This is a genomic window from Brevibacterium sanguinis (assembly GCF_039528855.1).
Classification (GTDB): Bacteria; Actinomycetota; Actinomycetes; order Actinomycetales; family Brevibacteriaceae; genus Brevibacterium; species Brevibacterium sanguinis.
In genome coordinates this window covers 90,076-108,336 of the sequence record NZ_BAAAMB010000008.1, presented here as the reverse complement: position 1 = coordinate 108,336, position 18,261 = coordinate 90,076, and the positions used below count along the sequence as shown (strand labels likewise).

Genomic DNA, 18,261 nt, shown 5'->3' with positions numbered 1-18,261 from the left:
CAGAGCAAAGGCACCACTCAGCCTGCCGTTGAGCGTATAAGCCGCTGCGGGGAGCCCGGGCAGGTTGCGCGGCGCGCTGTCGCTCAACATTTCGCGTGAATATCAGCGCTTCCCCGAGCCCGAACTCCCTCGCTCAGCAGTTGGCGCGAAAATGTGGCCTTTGGAGACCACATTTTCGCGTTAACTGTTGATTGAGCAGAGCACGGGCAGCGGCACTCAGCCTGCGGTTGAGCGTACAGGCCGCGGTGGTGTCCGTCGTTCGATCGCCGCTTTGATTCGGAGAAACTGGGTCGCGGCGAAGAGGTCCTGCCACGTCAGTCGAAATACCTCGTATCCGAGATTGCGGAGGGCGTACTCTCTGCGCCGCTCCTGCTCGAATGCCTTCTTCGGGTCCACACCTTTGAGGTGGTACTTCCCTGCGCCATCGAACTCGGCAACCACCTTGGCCTGCCTGTTCGCGAAGTCGGTGCGTGCGACGAACCGGCCGTTCTCGTCGACGATGACGACCTGCGGTTCGACCCCCGGAACGGAGAACTCCACGAAGCGGACTGCGGTGATCGACTCTCCCACCGATTCGCGACGCCCGTCGACGTTCTCCATCACTGTGTCGATCCGTCGCTGCCGGGTGCGCACGGGATGGTCGGCGACGTAGGTCTGGAGCTGTGCCTCGGTGATGACCGATCGATGCAGAGCGTCGTCGATCGCAGCGACAGCGAGGGCGAGCGGATAGTCCCGCGCGAGATCGAACAGAGTGCGGAGGACTGAGGTGACCGGAATCCCGTCGACACGGACGATGTCTCGCTCGTCGAGCGAGCGGCGCCTCACCTGCATCGACGGCCTGCGCAGACCACACCGTTGATGGACTGACTCGGCGAACACATCACGCTCATGCTCGATGTAGGGGACAGCGAGTCCGTGGATGATGAGCGCACTGCGGTGGGAGAACACCGCGTGCGGCAGAATCTTGCCGACGTACGACCGGACCAGGATGCGCAGATCTTCGTTGCGCTTGAGCTGCCCTTCTGTCTCGCGAGGGAGGTCGGTGGCGTCATCCGCAGCGACGTTCGAGACGAACCGGTGAGCATCCACCGCACATGACTTGGTGACGACGTAGATTCCCCGGCGGACGCGCCGCAGGCAGCACTTCTCGGCTCTGAGAATGTCGTACTCGCTCAGGCCTGCCGTTCTCAGCTCCGCAGCGCTCATGCATATGAACATGCATCAAGAGTGATCAAAAGACAGCACTGTGACAATACCTCTGGATCAATCTGTGGATAACTTGTCACTTGAGTGCACAGGTCGCGCAATTTTCAGGGCTGGTAGTGGGCTTCGGTGCAGGCTGTCGCTCAACACTTCGCGTGAATGTCAGCGCTTCGCCGAACCCGAAGTCCCTCGTTCAACAGTTGGCGCGAAAAAGCGGCCTTTGGGGACCATTTATTCGCGCCAACTGTTGAACGAGCAGAAGAACCCGGGAGGAGGTGTGCGGAGCTGAAGGCACCGGGCGGCGGGGTACGGCGCGGACGGCCCCACGCGGGAAGCCCGGCCGGGCTGCGGCGCCGGCGGCCGGGCTGCGGCGCGTTGGGAGCCCCTCAGTCGCGGAGGCCGAGGTACTGCGGGATCTCGGCGACCGAGGGCAGGGACTGCGCCCCGTCCTGCGCCGCGAAGTCGGCGGCGGTGAGTTTGCCGGTCTCGACCCCGAGGACGACACCGGCGCCGGCGGCGGCTCCGGCCTCGACGTCGACGACGGTGTCACCGGCGACGAGCACCGCGGCCACGTCCTTCGTGCCGGTGCGCTCCATCGCGCGCTGGATCATGTACGGGTAGGGGCGCCCGGCGGCGACCTCATCGGAGCAGACGACCGCGTCGAGGTTGCCGTCCTCCCCCGTCGCCCAGCCGAGTCCCTCGAGCAGAGGCCCGGCGACATCGGTCGAGAACCCCGTCGTCAGCGCCACCTTGACGCCGTTGCAGCGGAGTTCGGCGAGCGCCTCGGGGATGCCGGGCAGCGGCTCGGGCGGGGTCGCTGCATAGAAGTCGCGGAGTAGCGCGCGGAAGCGGTCGAACGAGGCCGCCACCGTCGCCTCGTCGCCGGCGTGCCCGCCGAGGCGGAGCAGGCTGCGGATCGCCTCGACCTTGTCCGCGCCCATCCACGTCTGGAGGTTCTCGTCGGAGACCTCGACGCCGTTCTCCTCGACGCTCTGGCGCAGTGCGCGGTAGACGTCGCCGTGTTCGTTGAGGGTGGTGCCGGCCATGTCGAAGACGGCGAGTTCGATGGTGGTCATGGGTGTGCTCCTTGAGTGAGTGTCAGGTGTCGGGAATGAGGCGGACGACGGAGTTCGCCGCCCCCGCGGTGTTGTTGATCGTGAACGTGACCTGGTCGGGCAGATAGTGGTCGTCGGAGTACTCGACGGGCACGCCCGACCCGGTCGAGGTGATGCGCCGTTCGCGCAGCAGCGGCGAACCGACGGGGACGTCGAGAAGTTCGGCGTCGACGTCGCCTGCGGCGATCGCGTCGAAGGTGTGCCGGGCGGCGACGAGTTCGACGTCGTTGGCTTTGAGGTGGGCGAAGATCGACCCGCTGTCGGTGTCGAAGTCGAAGAGGTGGCGTCCCGCGTCGAGGGTGAACGCCGTGCGCTCGACCATGACGGGCACCTCGTCGAGGAGGCGGAGGCGGATGATCTCGACGACGAGCTCTCCGACCGGGACGCCGAGGTTGAGCGCGACGTCCTGGTTCGCCGCGCGCTTGGCGAGTTCGACCGTGCGCTGGCCCGGGGTCCGGTTCGTCGAATGCGCCCACTCGGAGAACGAGAGGAAGCTCGTCATCGACTGCGTCGGGATCGAGCCGACGACGTGCGCGACCGCCCCCTGTCCGCCGGCGATGATCCCCTCGGCCCGCAGCGCCGACAGCGCCTGGCGCACCGGGCCGCGGGAGACGGAGAACTCACGACACAGCTCGGCTTCGCTCGGGACTGCGGCTCCGATCGGCAGGCGGCCATCGGTGATCCGCGCGCGGAGTTCGTCGCCGATGACCCGGTGCAGCGCGGTGCGCGGCTCCATAGGTGAACGAGAACTTGTCATCATAGGTTCGACCCTAACCCACTCCCCACGTCCCGACCGGCATCTCGTTTGAACGCCGGGTGAACAGATTCTGACTCTGCGGGATCGTATATGAACGGCTCAACAACTTATATATACATGCCCCGAATCGGCTTGTCCCAGACGTTCCCGACACGGCAGTCTCGAGGCATGAACCATTCTCACATCATCGTCGTCGGGGCCGGCATCGTCGGTCTCGCCCACGCTCGGGCCGCTGCCCGGCGGGGGCATTCGGTGACGATCCTCGACGTCGACACCGCCCCGCGCGGTGCCTCGGTGCGCAATTTCGGACATGCCTGCATCACCGGTCAGACCGACGAGTTCGCCGAGCTCGCCTCCGCCGGCCGCGACCAGTGGATCGCCGCGGCCGCCGAGTCCGGCTTCTGGGCCGCGGAGACCGGGGCGTACGTCGTCGCCACCTCCCACGCGCAGATGGCCGTGCTCGAACAGGCACGACTGTCCAAGGCGCCCGGCGCCATCGACCTCCTCACCCCCGAACGGCTCGCCACCGCCGTCACCGGTGACCCGCACGCTCGCCTGCGCGGCGCCGTCGGCGGCGCCCACCTCACGGCCGACCTCCGGGTCGACCCGCGCACCGCGGCACCGCGGATCGCGCAGACCCTGGCGGCCGCCTCGGCGATCGAGCTCCGCACCGGAGTCCGGGTCGGTCGGGTGGGCGACGGCGTCGTCGAGACCAACCGGGGCACGTTCACCGCCGACCACGTCATCGTCTGCACGGGGCACCAGCTGCCCGCGCTCTTCCCCGAGCTCGCCGCCGAGGCGGGCCTCGTCGAATGCGCGCTGTCGATGGCCCTGGCCGCGACCCCGGAGCACATCCGCACCGATGCCGCGATCCTCTCCCGCACCTCGCTGCTGCGCTACGACGCGTTCGCCACGATGCCCGCCGCCGAGGCGGTCCGCGACGAGGTCGCCCGCAGCGCTCCCGAACTCCTCGCGGTCGGCGCGAACGTCATGTTCGGACCCCGGCCCGACGGGACGATCATCATCGGCGACTCCCACGTCTACGGGGAGAACGTCGACCCGTTCCTGCCCGAATCGACGACGGAGGTCCTGCTCGCCGAGGCGGCCGCCGTCCTCGATCAGCCCACCGGGTTCTCGATCCGCCAGCGCTGGCAGGGGGTCTACGCCTCGAGCGAGTCCCGCCCGCTCATCGTCGAGTCCGTCGATGAGCGGACCACGGTCGCGACCGTGGCGACCGGGATCGGGATGACCATCGCCTTCGGACTCGCCGAGCGCACCCTCGCCGGCATCCGCCGCGCCGACCGCCCCGCCGCCTGAGGAGGCAGGGCACGGCAGAGACTGCCGCGCCCTGCCCGCCCGTGCCCACAGACCTGACCTGACCGAACTCCGTCCTGACCAGACCCTGTCCGTCCACACCACAGTCCTGTCCACAACTCCGTCCTGCCCGCAATCGACCCCGTCACCACGCACCGATCACCAGACACCAACCACCACACACCAGAAGGATCGCCATGAAACGCTCTCATATCGCCCTTGCCACCGCCGCTCTCGTCCTCGCCCCCGTCGTCCTCGCCGGCTGCACTCCGGCCGCGGAGGCCGAATCGGCCACGTGCCCCGACGGCAAGATCACGTTCGGCATCGAGCCGTTCGAGGATCCGCAGAAGCTCGAACCCGCCTACCAGGCTGTCGGCGCCTCCCTCGGTGAGGCCCTCGACTGCGAGGTCGAGGTCCAGGTCCTCGAGGACTACTCCGCCGAGGTGCTCGCCATGGAGAACGGCAAGCTCGACATCGGCCAGTTCGGCCCGCTCGGCTACGTCTTCGCCTCCGAGCGCGCCGGCGCCGAACCGCTCGTGTCCTTCGGCACCGCCGACGGTGAGCTCAGCTCCTACACCGGCGGCATCTGGGTCGCCAAGGACTCCGACATCGAGACGCTCGAAGACCTGCGCGGCAAGGACCTCGCGCTCGGCAGCGTGGGCTCGACCTCGGGTGACGCCCTCCCCCGCTTCGCGCTCGCCGAGGCGAACATCGCCGAATCCGACATCAACCTCAACTACGCCGGCGGCCACCCCGAGTCGCTGCTCGCCCTGACCAACGGCGCCGTCGACGCCGCGCAGATCAACTCGCAGACGATGGGCACCGCGATCAAGGAGGGCACCTTCAACGAAGAGGACTTCCGTCAGATCTGGCAGTCCGATCCCATCCCGAACGACCCGATGACCGTCCGCGCCGACGCCGACCCCGAGTTCAAGGCCGCCGTCAAGGACGCCCTGCTCAACATGCCCGCCGATGACCTCGAAGAGGTTGCCGGCTACCTCGGTGTCACCCCGGCCGGCCAGCTCATCGAGGTCGACAAGTCGACCTACCAGCCGCTGTTCGACCTCGCGGAGACGATGAACCTCACCGAAGAGGACGTGTGAGCATGGCGACGAAGACCGTGAAGCCCGCGTCCGCCGAGGAGGCGGCCGGGTCAGCGGGAAGCGACGACTCGGCGCCTCCCCTGCTCCGGGTGGACGGCCTCGCGGTGTCCTTCGGGTCGAAGCGGGTGCTCGACGATGTCAGCTTCAGCGTCGCCCCCGGTGAGCTGCTCGCGTTCCTCGGCGCCAACGGCTCGGGCAAGTCGACGACGCTGCGTGCCGTCGCCGGTCTCACTCCCTACCAGAGCGGGGACATCGAGGTCGGCGGCAGCCACGGCCGCCCGGCCATGGTGTTCCAGAAGATCCACCTCGTCGCCCGCCGCTCGGTGCTCGACAACGTGTGCGCGGGAGCGCTGGGCCGGATGTCGAGCCTCGCCTCGCTCCATCCGTGGCTCTTCCCGGCGGCGATCCGCCGGGAGGCCATGGTCGCCCTCGACCGCGTCGGTCTCGCCGACCGGGCGACCGACCGGGCCGGCACGCTCTCGGGCGGTCAGCAGCAGCGTGTGGCAGTCGCCCGGGCATTGTGCCAGGGCGCCGAGGTGCTGCTGGCCGACGAACCCGTCGCCGCCCTCGACCCGCAGGCCGCGCGCACGGTGATGTCCCTGCTGCGCGATCTCGCGCACAACGAGGGCCTCGCCGTCGCCGCCGTCCTCCATCAGCCGGATCTCGCCCGGGAGTTCGCCGATACGATCATCGGCCTGCAGTCCGGGGAGATCGTGCTGCGGGGCACCTCCGAGGAGGTCTCCGCCGAGGCGATCACCTCCCTGTACACGACCGCCCCGATCGCGGAGGACGAGTAGATGAAGACGATTCCCGACACCCGCGGCACCACCCTGCGGACCGTGCCGCTGAGGAACACGACCTCAGCGCTCCAGCCGCCTATCCGCCGCTTCGGCGGGTGGCAGCTGGCGACGGCGATCGTCGTCATCGTCCTCCTCCACGTCGTCGCGATCCGGGAGACGGACTTCTCGTTCGTCACCCTCCTCGACGGTCGCCAAGGGATGATCAACTTCCTCTCCGAGGCATTCCCGCCGAACCTCAGCTGGGAGGACACGCTGTGGCCCGGCATCGAGGCCACGGGCATCACCCTGTGGATCGGCCTGCTCGGCACAACCCTGTCGATCCCCACCTCGGCGCTGCTCGCGGTGCTCGGATCGCGCACGACGTCACCGAACCGGTTCGTCTACCAGATCGCGCGCTCGATCATGTCGTTCCTCCGCGCGGTGCCCGACATCGTCTTCGCGCTCGTCTTCGTCACCGCGGTCGGCCTCGGGCCCTTCCCCGGCGTGCTCGCGCTCATCTTCCACAACACGGGAGTCATGGGCAAGCTGTGGTCGGAGGCGATCGAGGAGATCGATCCGGGGCCGTCGGAGGCGCTGAAGACCGCCGGGGCCTCCCGTGGACAGATCGTCGCGAACGCGACGTTCCCGCAGGTCGTCCCCCAGCTCTTCGGGCTGCTCCTCTACCGGTTCGACGTCAATGTCCGGTCCTCGCTCGTCCTCGGCCTCGTCGGGGCCGGCGGCATCGGACTGCTCATCAACCAGGCGATCAAGTCGTTCCAGTTCGACTCGATGCTCACCTACATCCTCATCGTGCTCGTGCTCATCATCGCCGTCGACCTCTTCTCCGCCGGCGTGCGCAAGAAGCTCGCCCTGTGAGGGGATGATCCCACCGAGGCGATCGCTGAGACAGGTCGCCCGCCGAGGCGGTGCGACCGTCCAGCGTGAATGATTGAGGGGCCCTGCAGCAGAGATCTGCTGCAGGGCCCCTCGTCGTCATTGTGCGCTCAGAGCGCGAGGTGCTCCTTGACGACGGCGGCGAGGCGCTCGGCCTGGACCTGGGAGACCTCTTCGGTCTCGGCCTCGACCATGACGCGGATGAGGGGTTCGGTGCCCGAGGCGCGCAGCAGCACCCGGCCGGTGCCGTTGAGTTCAGTCTCCACGGCGGCCACCTCGGCGGCGACCTCCGGGATGTCGACACGGTGCTTGTCGACGCCCTTGACGTTGACGAGCGCCTGCGGCAGCTGTGGGATCTCGGCGGCGAGATCGGCCAGGGTCCGCTTCGCGTCGGCCATCCGCTTCATCAGGTGCAGGGCTGTCTGCACGCCGTCACCGGTCGTGCCGTGATCGAGCATGAGGACGTGACCGGACTGCTCTCCGCCGAGCGCGAAGTCATCGGCGAGCATCCGCTCGAGGACGTAGCGGTCGCCGACGGCCGTCTGCACCGTGCTGATGCCGTGCTTGTCCATCGCCAGGCGCAGTCCGAGGTTCGACATCACTGTGGTGACGAGCGTGTTCCCCCGCAGTTCGCCGAGCTCCTTGAGTCCGATCGCGAGGATGCCCATGAGCTGGTCGCCGTTGACGACGCGGCCGAGGGAGTCGACGGCGAGGCAGCGGTCGGCGTCACCGTCGAAGGCGACGCCGAGGTCGGACTGGGTCTCGACGACGAGGCGCTGGAGGGATTCGAGGTGGGTCGACCCGACACCGTCGTTGATGTTGAGGCCGTCGGGTTCGGCGGCGGAGACGATGACCTCGGCCCCGGCCTGACGGAGTGCGGCGGGACCGACGATCGACGCGGCGCCGTGAGCGCAGTCGGCGACGACCTTGAGGCCCGAGAGGGGGCGCACGCCGTCGGGCGCGATCGAGCGGACGAGCTTCTCGGTGTATTCGTCGGCGGCGGCCGGGTATCGGGAGATGCGGCCGACGTCGGAGCCGATGGGGCGCTCCCACTCCTGGTCGAGGATGTCGAGGATCGCGTCCTCGACGGCATCGTCGAGCTTCGTGCCGCCGGCGGCGAAGAACTTGATGCCGTTGTCGGGCATGGGGTTGTGGGAGGCGGAGATGACGACGCCGAAGGCCGCTCCGGTGTCCTTGACGACGCTGGCGATGCCCGGGGTGGGCAGCATGCCCGCGTCGAGGACGTCCACACCTGCCGAGGCGATGCCCGCACTCGTGGCCGCGGAGAGGAACTCTCCCGAGACGCGGGTGTCGCGTCCGATCACGGCGAAGGGGCGGCGGTCGCCGTCCCAGGAGCGGGTGAGCACGCGGGAGGCGGCGACGGAGAGCTGGAGCGCGAGCTTCGCGGTGATGTCGCGATTGGCGAGTCCGCGCACTCCGTCGGTACCGAAGAGTCTGGCCATGGGCAAGTCCTTTCCTCAAGGTTCGTTTCGATGTTAGTCGATGGTCATCTGCGCGTTGAGGAGCGCGCGGTGACCATTCGGCGGTGAATGCACGAAGTGCGGCCCCGAACGGGTTCGGGGCCGCACGTGCGCCGCCGACTGCGCATCAGTGGCAGACCATGCGCAGACGGTGCGAGCGGATCAGCGCTTCGAGAACTGCGGAGCCTTGCGGGCCTTCTTGAGACCGGCCTTCTTGCGTTCCTTGACGCGAGCGTCGCGGCGCAGGAAGCCTGCCTTCTTCAGTTCGGGGCGGTTCGACTCAGCGTCGATCTGGTTGAGCGAACGAGCGATGCCCAGACGGACGGCACCGGCCTGTCCGGAGGGTCCGCCGCCCGAGATGCGCACGACGACGTCGAAGCGGCCTTCGAGGTCGAGCAGGCGGAATGGCTCGTTGACGAGCTGCTGGTGCAGCTTGTTCGGGAAGTACTCCTCGAGAGTGCGTCCGTTGATCGTCCACTCGCCGGAGCCCGGGATGAGGCGGACGCGGGCGATCGCCTGCTTGCGGCGGCCCACTCCGTTGCCGGGGGCGGTGAGGGACTGTCCGCGTCCACCGGCGGTCTGGTCGCCCAGGCCGGCGTCTGCGGGGGTCTCGGAGGTGTATTCGGTCAGTTCTTCGACTTCGGTCGCGTTGGCGGTGTCAGCCACGGTTCTCCTCGGTATCTCTGTGACTCAAGCGCGCTTACTGCGCGACCTGGTTGAGTTCGTACGGCTGCGGGTTCTGCGAGGCGTGCGGGTGCTCGGCGCCCGCGTAGACCTTGAGTTTCCGCATCTGGGCGCGTCCGAGGCGAGTCTTCGGAACCATGCCGGCGACAGCCTTCTCGACTGCGCGCTCGGGGTTCGACGCGAGCAGCTCGGCGTAGTTGACGCTCTTGAGGCCGCCCGGGTAGCCCGAGTGGTGGTAAGCGCGCTTCTGCTCGAGCTTCGCGCCGGTCAGCGCGACCTTGTCGGCGTTGATGATGATGACGAAGTCACCGGAATCGATGTGCGGGGCGAACGTGGTCTTGTGCTTGCCGCGCAGCAGGCGTGCAACCTGGGTGGCAAGACGACCGAGCACAACGTCAGTGGCGTCGATGACGTGCCACTGGCGCTCGACATCGCCGGGCTTGGGGGTGTACGTACGCAAAAGTAGCCTTCTTTTCGTATCTCATGGGGCCAGTGCCTGGGCGGACTCATCGGGTCGTGAGGCTGATGCGTCCGAACACTGTCTGTCTTCAATCGGGTCCGTTCGTCGAGTGCTTCCCCACCTACGGGCCTGCAACGCAAGAGGCTATGCAAGGGAGCACGACGAGCGCACACAACGACAATCAAATATACATGCCCCGCGGCCCGGTGAGCAAACGTCCAGGTCGGGGTCAGGAGGGGGAAATGCCGCACCCGATACCATTGTCCTGTGCCGCCTCAATCCGTCCTGCCCCGCCGCCTTCCCTCCCACCGGCTCCTGGTGCTGGGGATCATCGTCGGGCTCGTGGCACTCTTCGTCTCCCCCGCGTCATCTCCCGCGTGGGCGCAGTCGACTCCGACACCCCCCGCCGAGGCGCCGGCCGACTCCGGTGACAGCGCTGCCGCTGCCGCCGAAAGCAAGACGGTTGTCTTCGGCATACCGGGTCTGACCATAGGAGACATCGATCCGGAGCGGACTCCGAATCTCTTCGAGGTCTTCCGCACCGGGGCGGCGGCGAACCTCAACGTCCGCACGATCGGGTCCGCGACGTGCCCGGCATCGGGCTGGCTGTCCTTCGGATCCGGTGCCCGCGCCGAGGCGGGTCCCCCTCACGAACCCGACGTCGACAACCCTGCCCGCTGCCCTGCCCTCATCGCCCCGTCGACGAGCACCGATCCGGCCGCCGACGACGAGGTCGAGGTCGCCGAAGGGCCTGAGGGTGATGAAAGTCTCCTCACCCGTCCCGGAGAGACGGTGCCTGCGACGATTCCCGACTTCGACGCCGTCAGGGAGCCGAACCAGGGCACCGGCTACACCGTCGACTACGGAATGCTCTCCCGCCTCGTCGGTGAGGCAGGCGCGCCTGCCGGCCTCGACGCCTGCGTCGCCGCCGAGGGTCCGGGTGCGGCGTACGCCGTCGCCGATGAGAACGGGCAGATCGGCAATTACACCGAGGACGCGATCGCGGCGAACTGCCGCCTCGCACTCGTCGATCTCGGATCGATCGGCTCCCGTTCGTGGCTGTTCGACCCGATCCCCAACTACTCCTACACCGTGCCCACCGACTACGACCGGCGCGCCTCCGTCGAGGAGGCCGACCGCCGCCTCGGCGATCGGCTCGAGCAGCTGCGCTCCCAGTCGGAGGCGGAGCCGACTGTCATCATCGCCGGTCTCGGTGACAGTTCGAGTTCTCCCCGGCTGCGGGCCTTCCTCGCCTCGGGACCCGGTTTCGTTCCGGGCACGCTCTCCTCGGCGTCGACGCGGACGGAGGGTCTGCTCCAGATCACCGACCTCGCCCCGGGCATCCTCGAGCGCCTCGGCATCGACTCCCCGAGCGGGATCTCCCTCGACGTCACCCCGTCATCGGCGTCACCGGAGGACCGTCGCCTCGACCTCGAGACCGAGGCGACGAAATCGGAGTTCGTCTACGAGAACCTCTCGACGTTCTCCCTCTTCCTCGACATCGCCTTCTACGTCCTCGTCATCCTCTGCGGGCTTCTGCTCAGCACGATCTTCATCGACCGCTGGGCCCCAGGCCTCCGCGGCGCCATCGCCCGTCGCGCCGACCTGACCGGTCACCCGGACCGGAGCGGTCGCGCGATCACAGCGCCCACCGCGGAGGCCCCGGACACCGGCAGTGCCGGACTCGCCGCCGCTGCGCCGGCCCCGACCACCGGCGCCTGGGTCCACCGCACGCTGGCGTGGATCGCCTTCGTCCTCGCGACGATTCCCATGGGGGCGTTCCTCGCGGGACTGCTGCCGTGGGCGCGGTTCCCGCACCCGCAGTTCGGTCTCTTCCTCTCCGTGGCTCTCGGGGCCGCCGCGATGCTCCTCCTCTCCCTGCTCCCGCCGTGGGGTCGGACGTGGCGGGGACGCGTCGCCGCGCTCTCCCTCCTCACCGTCGTCATCATCGCCGTCGACCTGGCGACCGGGTCGCGGCTGCAGGCGAATTCGCTGCTCGGCTACAACCCGATCGTCGGCGGCCGCTACTACGGTCTCGGCAATCAGGGCGCTGCGATCTTCATCGCGAGCCTCTTCGTCTTCCTCGGCCTCCTCGTCTCCCGCCTGCGTGCCGCAGGCCACCAGCGGCTCGTCCTCATCGTCCCTGCCGTCATCGGCCTGGCTGCGGTGTTCGTCTCCGGGAACCCGTCGTGGGGAGCGAAGTTCGGCGGCACGATCGCCACCCTCGCCGGTCTCCTCGTCCTCCTCGCCCTCGTCAGCCGCATCCGGCTCTCGCTGCTGCGGCTCGGACTCATCGGCGTCGCGTCACTGGCGGCGCTCATCGGCATCGCGTTCCTCGACTGGCTGCGACCGGCCGGCAGCCGCTCTCATTTCGGGAACTTCTTCGACCAGCTCGTCACCGGAGAGGCGCTGCAGGTCGTCGGTCGCAAGCTCAGCGCGAACCTCCACATCATCCAGGTGAATCCGGCGCTGTCGATCGTCACCCCTCTCGCGATCATCGCGATCCTCGTCTTCCTCCGCTACCTCCTCCACTTCCCCCGGTTCCAGGGGCCGACCCGGACCGCGCGGTTCCTCGACCACTGGCGGGGACGCCTGCCCGAGGTCTTCACCGACGAGGACGTCCACTTCGGCTTCCTCGCCGCCGTCACCGGGCTCACCGTCGGCCTCGTGCTCACGGACTCCGGCATCGCCGTGCCCTCCACCGGCGCCATGGTCCTCCTGCCCTACCTCCTCGCCCTCTGCGCCGATGACCTCACCGTCCCACACGGCACTGACACGACACGCGGTGCCGCCGCCCTCCTCACGTCCGCCGCCGACGCGACCCGGGAACCGGGCCGATGAGCGCTGCCGTGCGTCCGTGGCTGCTGCGCGTCCTCCTCGGGGCGCTGGCCGCCCTCGTCCTCATCACCGGCCTGCCGCAGGCCGGGCAGGCTGTCGGTACAGGGCAGGCTGCCGGTGCCGGCCACTCCGCGCACACCGCGAGCACCGCGAGCGCCGCGCAGGCGGCAGGTTCCGGCCGGAGCGCCGACGCCCCCCGCCCCGCGGAGAACGCCCCGATCCTCATCGGCACCTCGGGGTTCACGTTCGAGGACCTCGACCCGCAGACGACTCCGAACCTCTGGGCGATGATGCAGTCCTCGCAGATCGGGACGATGACCCCGCGCAGCGTCCGCTCCGTCAGCTGCCCCGTCGACGGGTGGCTCGCCGTGGGATCGGGCCGCCGTGCAGCCGACGAACCGCGGCAGCAGTGCCGCAAGCCCCAACCGCCCCTCGACGGCTGGGTCGCCGACTGGGACGTCTTTCAGCAGGTCGCACGCGGGGACAACTACGATGCCGCCCTCGGCGGTCTCGCCGAAGCCGTCCCGGCGATCTCCGCCTACGGTCCGGGAGCTGCGATCGCCGCGGCCGATCCGAGCGGTCGCATCGGCCAGTGGGAGCCGATCGCCGACGACATCGGCCTCCGGGCCGCCTCGGCGTCGGAATCCGGCGAGCTCGCCATCGTCGACCTCGGCAATTCGGAGGCCGACGGCTACTCGCTCAAAGACCTCGACCGTCGGGTCGGGGCGATCCTCACCGCGACCGGCTGGCTCGGCGCCGACCCGGCGGCCGGCATCGGCGAGGGCACCTCGCCGATCATCTTCGCCTCGATCGCCGACGGCACCCACGACGGGTCCTCGATGCAGGCGACGATGATGCTCGAACCCGGGGCCGAGCCCGGACTCCTCACCTCCTCGTCGACACGGCAGCCGGGGCTCATCCAGGTGCCCGACATCGCGCCCACGCTCGTCCAGCTGAGCGGCGGGGAGACGATGGGCAACGTCGCCGGGGCGCCGATGACATCGAACCCCGGCGGGTCGTGGGAGTCGCGCTTCCAGTCGGTGCTCGACCGGCAGGTCGCGGTGACGACGCAGAACGAGATCTCGACGTGGTTCTTCCCCGTCGTCGCCTCGCTCATGGCCGGGCTGCTCGCCCTCGCGTGGTTCCTCCGTCGCCGCCATCGCGAGCTCGTCCACTCCACGGCGTACCGCCTCGGCGTCGTCTTCGCGGCGATGCCCGTGTCGACGTACCTCGTCAACGTCCTCCCGTGGGAGCGGGCGACGAACCCGGACATCGCGATGCTCGGTGCGCTCGTCGGGTGGTCCGTCGTGCTCGGAGCACTCGCCCTCCTCGGGCCGTGGCGCCGTTCGCAGCTCGGCCCCGTCCTCTTCGTCTCCGCCGTCACGGTGGGCGTGCTCGCCTACGACGTCATCACCGGCTCGCAGCTGCAGATGTCGACCCTCCTCGGCGAGCCCCTCCTCATCGCCTCCCGGTTCTACGGGATCGGCAACTCCGCGCTCGCGCTCTACTGCTGCGCCCTGCTGCTCGCCGTCGCCGGCTTCGCCTCCCTCGCAAGACGACCGCTGACGCGACTGGCGATCGTCCTCGTGCCCGTCCTCCTCTCCTGCGTGCTGCTCGCCGCTCCGGGGCTCGGCACTAAGTTCGGGTCGGTGCCCACGCTCATCATCGGCGTCGCCTACCTCGCCCTCGCCTCGGCGGGCATCCGCTTCTCGGTCAAACGTCTCGGCCTCACGGTCGGCATCGCCGGCTTCGTCATGCTCCTCGTCCTCTTCCTCGACTGGCTGCGCCCGGCTGCCCAGCGCACGCACTTCGGCCGCTTCTTCGACTCGCTCATCAACGGTGAGGCCCTCGGGGTGCTCGCGCGCAAGATCGACATGAACATCGACATCCTCACGCAGTCGTGGATGACGGTCATCCTGCCGCTCATCATCATCGCCGTGTTCTGGGTCGCGCTCACCCCCGCGCGCTTCTCGATGCACGGACTCACCGACCTCTACGCGCGCTTCCCGCTGCTGCGCGCGGCGATGATCAGCCTCGCGATCCTCCTCGGCGTCGGCACCTTCATCAACGACTCCGGAATCGTCGTCCCCGCCGTCGGCATCCTCTTCCTCGTCCCCGTCCTCGCCCATCTCGAGACGCACCCCCGCGCCGAGGCGACCGCGGGCTCCGGGCGCGCAACGCCGGGTCTCGGTGGGGCGTCCGGTGGCGCTGACGGGGTCTCCGCTGACGGTGACGCGTCGGATGGCGCTGACGCTCGTGCGAGGTCGGCGACGCACCGCGGTGCGTCGGTCGGCGCCGAAGCGCCGGCCGGTCGCGAGGACGCCGGAACCTCCGGCGACCGTCAGTCGTCCAACTGACCCTGCCGCGAACGCAGAATGATGACGACGGCAATGCCCTGTCACCGGCGATCACATCCTGGCACCGGCGGCCACGTCTCGTCCGGACGGTCCCGACGACTGCGACGTCTGGACGAGTCCCGATGTCAGCGGCGTCTGCCTGTGGCGACGGGGCGTCCTGCGGCGGAGCAGTCCGGACACCAGTGACGACGTCCGGAGAACAACGACGCACTCCGGCGTACAGCGGCTGCGTCGGGGCAACAGCAACAATCGGGATGAGATAGTCAGTCGAGAGGACAGCGAGGGGCCGGGGAGATCACTCCCCGGCCCCTCATCCAAGCGCTGCGCTCAGTCCTGGTCACGGCTCACGTCGCGCCAGCGGCGACGGCGCCCGGCGTAAACCAGCGGCGCTCACCGCGCCCCCGCAGCACTCGTGTCACGGGCTGAGCGCTCTCATTCTCAGATGCTGATGTTCGCCTTCCTGCGCCGCACCACGGCGATGGCAGCGCCGCCGGCGACGATGAGTGCAAGTGCGGTGGCGACGAGATTGAGGGCCTCGAAACCGGTGCGCGGCAGGTCACCGCCATCCTTCGAGCCGGACGCGTTCGACGCCGAGTCCGAACCGGCACCCGAGCCCGCTCCCCCGCCGTTCGACGAGGCGTTCGCACCGTCTGCGGAAGCGTTCGCACCGTTCGCATCCGAGGCGCCCTGGTCCGAGCTGTCGGCGCTGCCGCCGTTCGACGACGCGTCCGAACCGCCCTGATCCGAGCCATCGGCACTGCCGCCATCAGCATCCGCACTGCCGCCGTCGGCGTCGGCTCCGGCATCGGAACCGGACCCGCCGACGATCTGCGCCGTCGCCTCGAACGGGTGCGGCAGCGGCATCGGGTTGTTGTCCCACCAGTCGGCCTCGCCCGCCTGCAGCGTCGTCGTCACGGTGACTTCACCGGAGGCGTCCTCGGGTGCGGTGACGGTGATCGGAACCTCGCTCGTCCCGGCCGGGATCCCGTCGAGCGTGATCGTCGCGGCAGCGGCCTGGGCCCCCGCCTCGGCGGCAGACGCCTTGGCCGTCGCCGACTGCGGGGTCCCCGCCTCGACGCTGTAGCCCTCGGGCACGTCGACGGTGACGTCGATGGGTCCGGGCACCTCGCCCTTCGAATCCGTCTTCAGGACGAAGTCTCCGCTGGCACCTGGGGCGATGCCGTCGGCCGGGGCGGTCAGCTCGGCGGTGACGTCACCGGTGCTGATGACGTCCTGGGCCGCGTCGGCCTGCCGTTCGGACTTGTCGGGCGCCACCGGCGAGTTCTTCTGGAAGTAGTTCGTCCACGTCTCGAAGTCCGTGAGGCCCGAGAGCTCGAACGACCCCTTCGCGAAGGAGGAGAAGTTGTCACCGCCGGCGGCGAGGAAGCTCAGGGTCGCGACGCGGTAGTCCCGGTTCGGATCGATCTCCTCACCGTTGACCTTGACCGACTTCACGCGTTCGCCGCGGGCCGCGGTCGAATCGTAGACGACGTCGAGCTCCTTGGAGATGCCGAGGTGGAGGAACGGGCGCGAGGCGCCGTCGGGCTGCCACTGCTCTTCGAAGAGACCGATGACGTCGGCGCCCTTCATCGTCACGACGCCGTGGTCGTTGGCGAACGGCAGCACCGCGTTGAGTTCGGCGGCCGTGACCTCGCACGGCTGCTCGTTGTTGTAGATGTCGTCGCACTTGAGATCCGTGCGCAGTCCGCCGGGGTTGGTGATGCCGAAGTCCGCGGGCGCGAGCTGGGAGTCCTCGACCCCGTCCTTGAGGGAGTCGGCGACGAGGTTGCCGAGCGTCGACTCCGCCCCGCGGTCCTCCGCACCGTCCTCGGTGAACGCGCGCGTGATGTCCTCGGTGATCGTGCCCTCGACGACGGAGCCCGGACCCTTCGCCTGCTCCTCGGCGTCGGCGACGATCTGCTTCACCTCGTCGACGACCGGCGAGGCGTAGTCCTTGTCCTCGGTCGACAGCAGATCCGAACTCGATGTCGTCCAATTGCCCGCACCGTCGGATTCGAGCTTGATCTGCCCGACATAGGAGCCGTAGTTCCCCGCCTGGAGAACCGGCCGCGTGCGCTCGGGGTCGCCGGGGACGGGGGCGTTGAAGTTCGATGCGAGGTGCGTATGACCGGTGAGCAGGGCGTCGACGGAGGCATCGGCCTCGGTGACGAGCTTCTTGAACTCCGCGTTCGAGGCCTCCGCGGCCTCGAGGCTGTCGGTGGCAGAGGCGCCGAGGTGGGCCTCGACGACCGTCATGTCCGGCTGCTGATCCTCCGGCAGGGCCTCGATCTCACCGACGACGCGGTTGACGGCGTCCGTCGGGTCGCCGAAGTCGACGTTGGCGATGCCCGCCGGGGAGACGAGTGAGGTGGTGTCCTGGGTGACGACCCCGATGACGGCGATCTTCACACCTCCGACGTCGAGCGTCGTGTAGTCCTCGAGACCGTCGACGACGTCGGTCGTGCCCTTGTCGTAGACGTTCGCGGCGAGGTACGGGAAGTCGGCTTCCGAGACGACGCGGCCGGTGAGGTCGTCGATGCCCCTGTCGTATTCGTGGTTGCCCGTGGCCGAGCCCTGGAGTCCGATCGCGTTGAGGACGTCGATCGTCGGCGAATCCTCCTGCGAGGACGACACGTAGGTCGAGGCGCCGATGCTGTCACCGGCGGCGATGAAGGCGGTACCGGCGGCGTTGTCCTCGGCTGCGAACTTCGCGCGCTCCTCTTCGACCACCGAGGCGACCTGGGCTCCGGCTTCGGAGATCCGACCGTGGAAGTCGGTGATCCCCATGAGCTGGACCTTCGTGCCGGCCGAAGCGGCATTGGGATCGGCGGTCGGGGCAGTCGTCGGGGCAGGCGAGGCGTCACCGGGATCCGATGCACCGGTCTCTGCCGGTGCGCTGTCGTCGGTCGGCTCCTGGGTCGAGGTCGTTGAGGACTCTCCGAGTCCGGCCGCGGCGACCGGCGCGGTTCCGGGCAGCGTCAGCAGCGAAACGGCGGCGCCGGCGGCGAGCACCTTGGGAAGAAGCTTCGACATAGATTCGCATCCTTGTGGTCGTGGCGTCCGCCGCCGGGCGGCGGGAGGAGAAGAGGAACGAGCGTGATCATCGTGTCGCAGCGAAGCGAACGATGAGTGACGTGTACGTGAATCTACACAGGATTCTCACACCTGGGAAGAGGATTCCTCTCAAAATCGCGACCGATGACGACAAGGACAGCAGTCGGAAACCGCGCTGTCGGGCCGCCGCCCTGGGCACGGAGAGCGGCGCACGACCCGGCG

General features: G+C 68.8%; 14 protein-coding genes. 7 read left to right on the top strand and 7 right to left on the bottom strand.

The features are described 5' to 3' along the window. Positions 1–216: 216 nt before the first annotated feature. The 3 genes from ABD154_RS09550 to ABD154_RS09540 all read right to left on the bottom strand — a co-directional run bounded on the left by ABD154_RS09550 (position 217) and on the right by ABD154_RS09540 (position 3,054). Positions 217–1,206, bottom strand: a complete 990-nt coding sequence (locus ABD154_RS09550; protein WP_198499398.1) for a PDDEXK family nuclease — start codon at positions 1,204–1,206, stop codon at positions 217–219. 383 nt (positions 1,207–1,589) lie between these two features. After that, entirely contained in the window at positions 1,590–2,279 is a 690-nt protein-coding gene (locus tag ABD154_RS09545) for a phosphonatase-like hydrolase (RefSeq protein WP_198499399.1), read from the bottom strand. A gap of 22 nt (positions 2,280–2,301) precedes the next feature. Continuing rightward, complete coding sequence (locus ABD154_RS09540) at positions 2,302–3,054, bottom strand: GntR family transcriptional regulator (RefSeq protein WP_249121027.1); 753 nt, start codon at positions 3,052–3,054, stop codon at positions 2,302–2,304. Between the two features lie 189 nt (positions 3,055–3,243). On the opposite strand from ABD154_RS09540, the gene ABD154_RS09535 reads away from it, so the two are divergent. The 4 genes from ABD154_RS09535 to phnE all read left to right on the top strand — a co-directional run bounded on the left by ABD154_RS09535 (position 3,244) and on the right by phnE (position 7,147). Further along, the gene (locus ABD154_RS09535) at positions 3,244–4,392 is read left to right on the top strand and encodes a TIGR03364 family FAD-dependent oxidoreductase (protein ID WP_211978883.1); all 1,149 of its coding nucleotides are present in this window, start codon (positions 3,244–3,246) and stop codon (positions 4,390–4,392) included. Positions 4,393–4,586: 194 nt separating this feature from the next. Beyond that, positions 4,587–5,492, top strand: a complete 906-nt coding sequence (locus tag ABD154_RS09530) for a phosphate/phosphite/phosphonate ABC transporter substrate-binding protein (protein ID WP_198499402.1) — start codon at positions 4,587–4,589, stop codon at positions 5,490–5,492. 2 nt (positions 5,493–5,494) lie between these two features. Continuing rightward, positions 5,495–6,289 carry a phosphonate ABC transporter ATP-binding protein gene (locus ABD154_RS09525; RefSeq protein WP_211978882.1) on the top strand — a complete coding sequence of 265 codons (795 nt, stop codon included), beginning with the start codon at positions 5,495–5,497 and terminating at the stop codon, positions 6,287–6,289. Beyond that, positions 6,290–7,147: a phosphonate ABC transporter, permease protein PhnE gene (gene phnE / locus ABD154_RS09520; protein ID WP_198499404.1), complete on the top strand. Its 858-nt coding sequence runs from the start codon at positions 6,290–6,292 to the stop codon at positions 7,145–7,147. 128 nt (positions 7,148–7,275) lie between these two features. Here phnE and glmM read toward each other — a convergent pair whose 3' ends face one another. From glmM to rplM, 3 genes are all read right to left on the bottom strand, one after another. Continuing rightward, positions 7,276–8,628 carry a phosphoglucosamine mutase gene (gene glmM, locus ABD154_RS09515; protein ID WP_198499405.1) on the bottom strand — a complete coding sequence of 451 codons (1,353 nt, stop codon included), beginning with the start codon at positions 8,626–8,628 and terminating at the stop codon, positions 7,276–7,278. Positions 8,629–8,808: 180 nt separating this feature from the next. Next, positions 8,809–9,312 (bottom strand): 30S ribosomal protein S9, encoded by a 504-nt coding sequence (gene rpsI, locus ABD154_RS09510; RefSeq protein ID WP_009376128.1) that lies wholly within the window; start codon positions 9,310–9,312, stop codon positions 8,809–8,811. Between the two features lie 34 nt (positions 9,313–9,346). Beyond that, complete coding sequence (rplM, locus tag ABD154_RS09505; RefSeq protein WP_137825630.1) at positions 9,347–9,790, bottom strand: 50S ribosomal protein L13; 444 nt, start codon at positions 9,788–9,790, stop codon at positions 9,347–9,349. 267 nt (positions 9,791–10,057) lie between these two features. Here rplM and ABD154_RS09500 point away from each other — a divergent pair, with 267 nt between their 5' ends. Beyond that, positions 10,058–12,631 carry an alkaline phosphatase family protein gene (locus ABD154_RS09500; RefSeq protein WP_249121026.1) on the top strand — a complete coding sequence of 858 codons (2,574 nt, stop codon included), beginning with the start codon at positions 10,058–10,060 and terminating at the stop codon, positions 12,629–12,631. Then, complete coding sequence (locus ABD154_RS09495) at positions 12,628–14,985, top strand: hypothetical protein (protein ID WP_249121025.1); 2,358 nt, start codon at positions 12,628–12,630, stop codon at positions 14,983–14,985. Before ABD154_RS09500 ends, ABD154_RS09495 begins: the two co-directional genes overlap by 4 nt. Positions 14,986–15,423: 438 nt before the next feature. On the opposite strand, the gene ABD154_RS09490 is transcribed toward ABD154_RS09495, so the two are convergent. Then, positions 15,424–18,018 carry a 5'-nucleotidase C-terminal domain-containing protein gene (locus ABD154_RS09490; protein WP_344251174.1) on the bottom strand — a complete coding sequence of 865 codons (2,595 nt, stop codon included), beginning with the start codon at positions 18,016–18,018 and terminating at the stop codon, positions 15,424–15,426. Positions 18,019–18,038: 20 nt separating this feature from the next. Here ABD154_RS09490 and ABD154_RS09485 point away from each other — a divergent pair. Next, on the top strand, positions 18,039–18,261 hold a 223-nt coding region (locus ABD154_RS09485; RefSeq protein WP_344251173.1), incomplete at its 3' end, for a hypothetical protein.

Excerpts from the sequence above, each read along its gene's own strand:
- ABD154_RS09550 (WP_198499398.1), bottom strand. The coding sequence starts at position 1,206 with ATGAGCGCTGCGGAGCTGAGAACGGCAGGCCTGAGCGAGTACGACATT.
- ABD154_RS09545 (WP_198499399.1), bottom strand. The coding sequence starts at position 2,279 with ATGACCACCATCGAACTCGCCGTCTTCGACATGGCCGGCACCACCCTC.
- ABD154_RS09540 (WP_249121027.1), bottom strand. The coding sequence starts at position 3,054 with ATGGAGCCGCGCACCGCGCTGCACCGGGTCATCGGCGACGAACTCCGC.
- ABD154_RS09535 (WP_211978883.1), top strand. The coding sequence starts at position 3,244 with ATGAACCATTCTCACATCATCGTCGTCGGGGCCGGCATCGTCGGTCTC.
- ABD154_RS09530 (WP_198499402.1), top strand. The coding sequence starts at position 4,587 with ATGAAACGCTCTCATATCGCCCTTGCCACCGCCGCTCTCGTCCTCGCC.
- ABD154_RS09525 (WP_211978882.1), top strand. The coding sequence starts at position 5,495 with ATGGCGACGAAGACCGTGAAGCCCGCGTCCGCCGAGGAGGCGGCCGGG.
- phnE (WP_198499404.1), top strand. The coding sequence starts at position 6,290 with ATGAAGACGATTCCCGACACCCGCGGCACCACCCTGCGGACCGTGCCG.
- glmM (WP_198499405.1), bottom strand. The coding sequence starts at position 8,628 with ATGGCCAGACTCTTCGGTACCGACGGAGTGCGCGGACTCGCCAATCGC.
- ABD154_RS09495 (WP_249121025.1), top strand. The coding sequence starts at position 12,628 with ATGAGCGCTGCCGTGCGTCCGTGGCTGCTGCGCGTCCTCCTCGGGGCG.
- ABD154_RS09490 (WP_344251174.1), bottom strand. The coding sequence starts at position 18,018 with ATGTCGAAGCTTCTTCCCAAGGTGCTCGCCGCCGGCGCCGCCGTTTCG.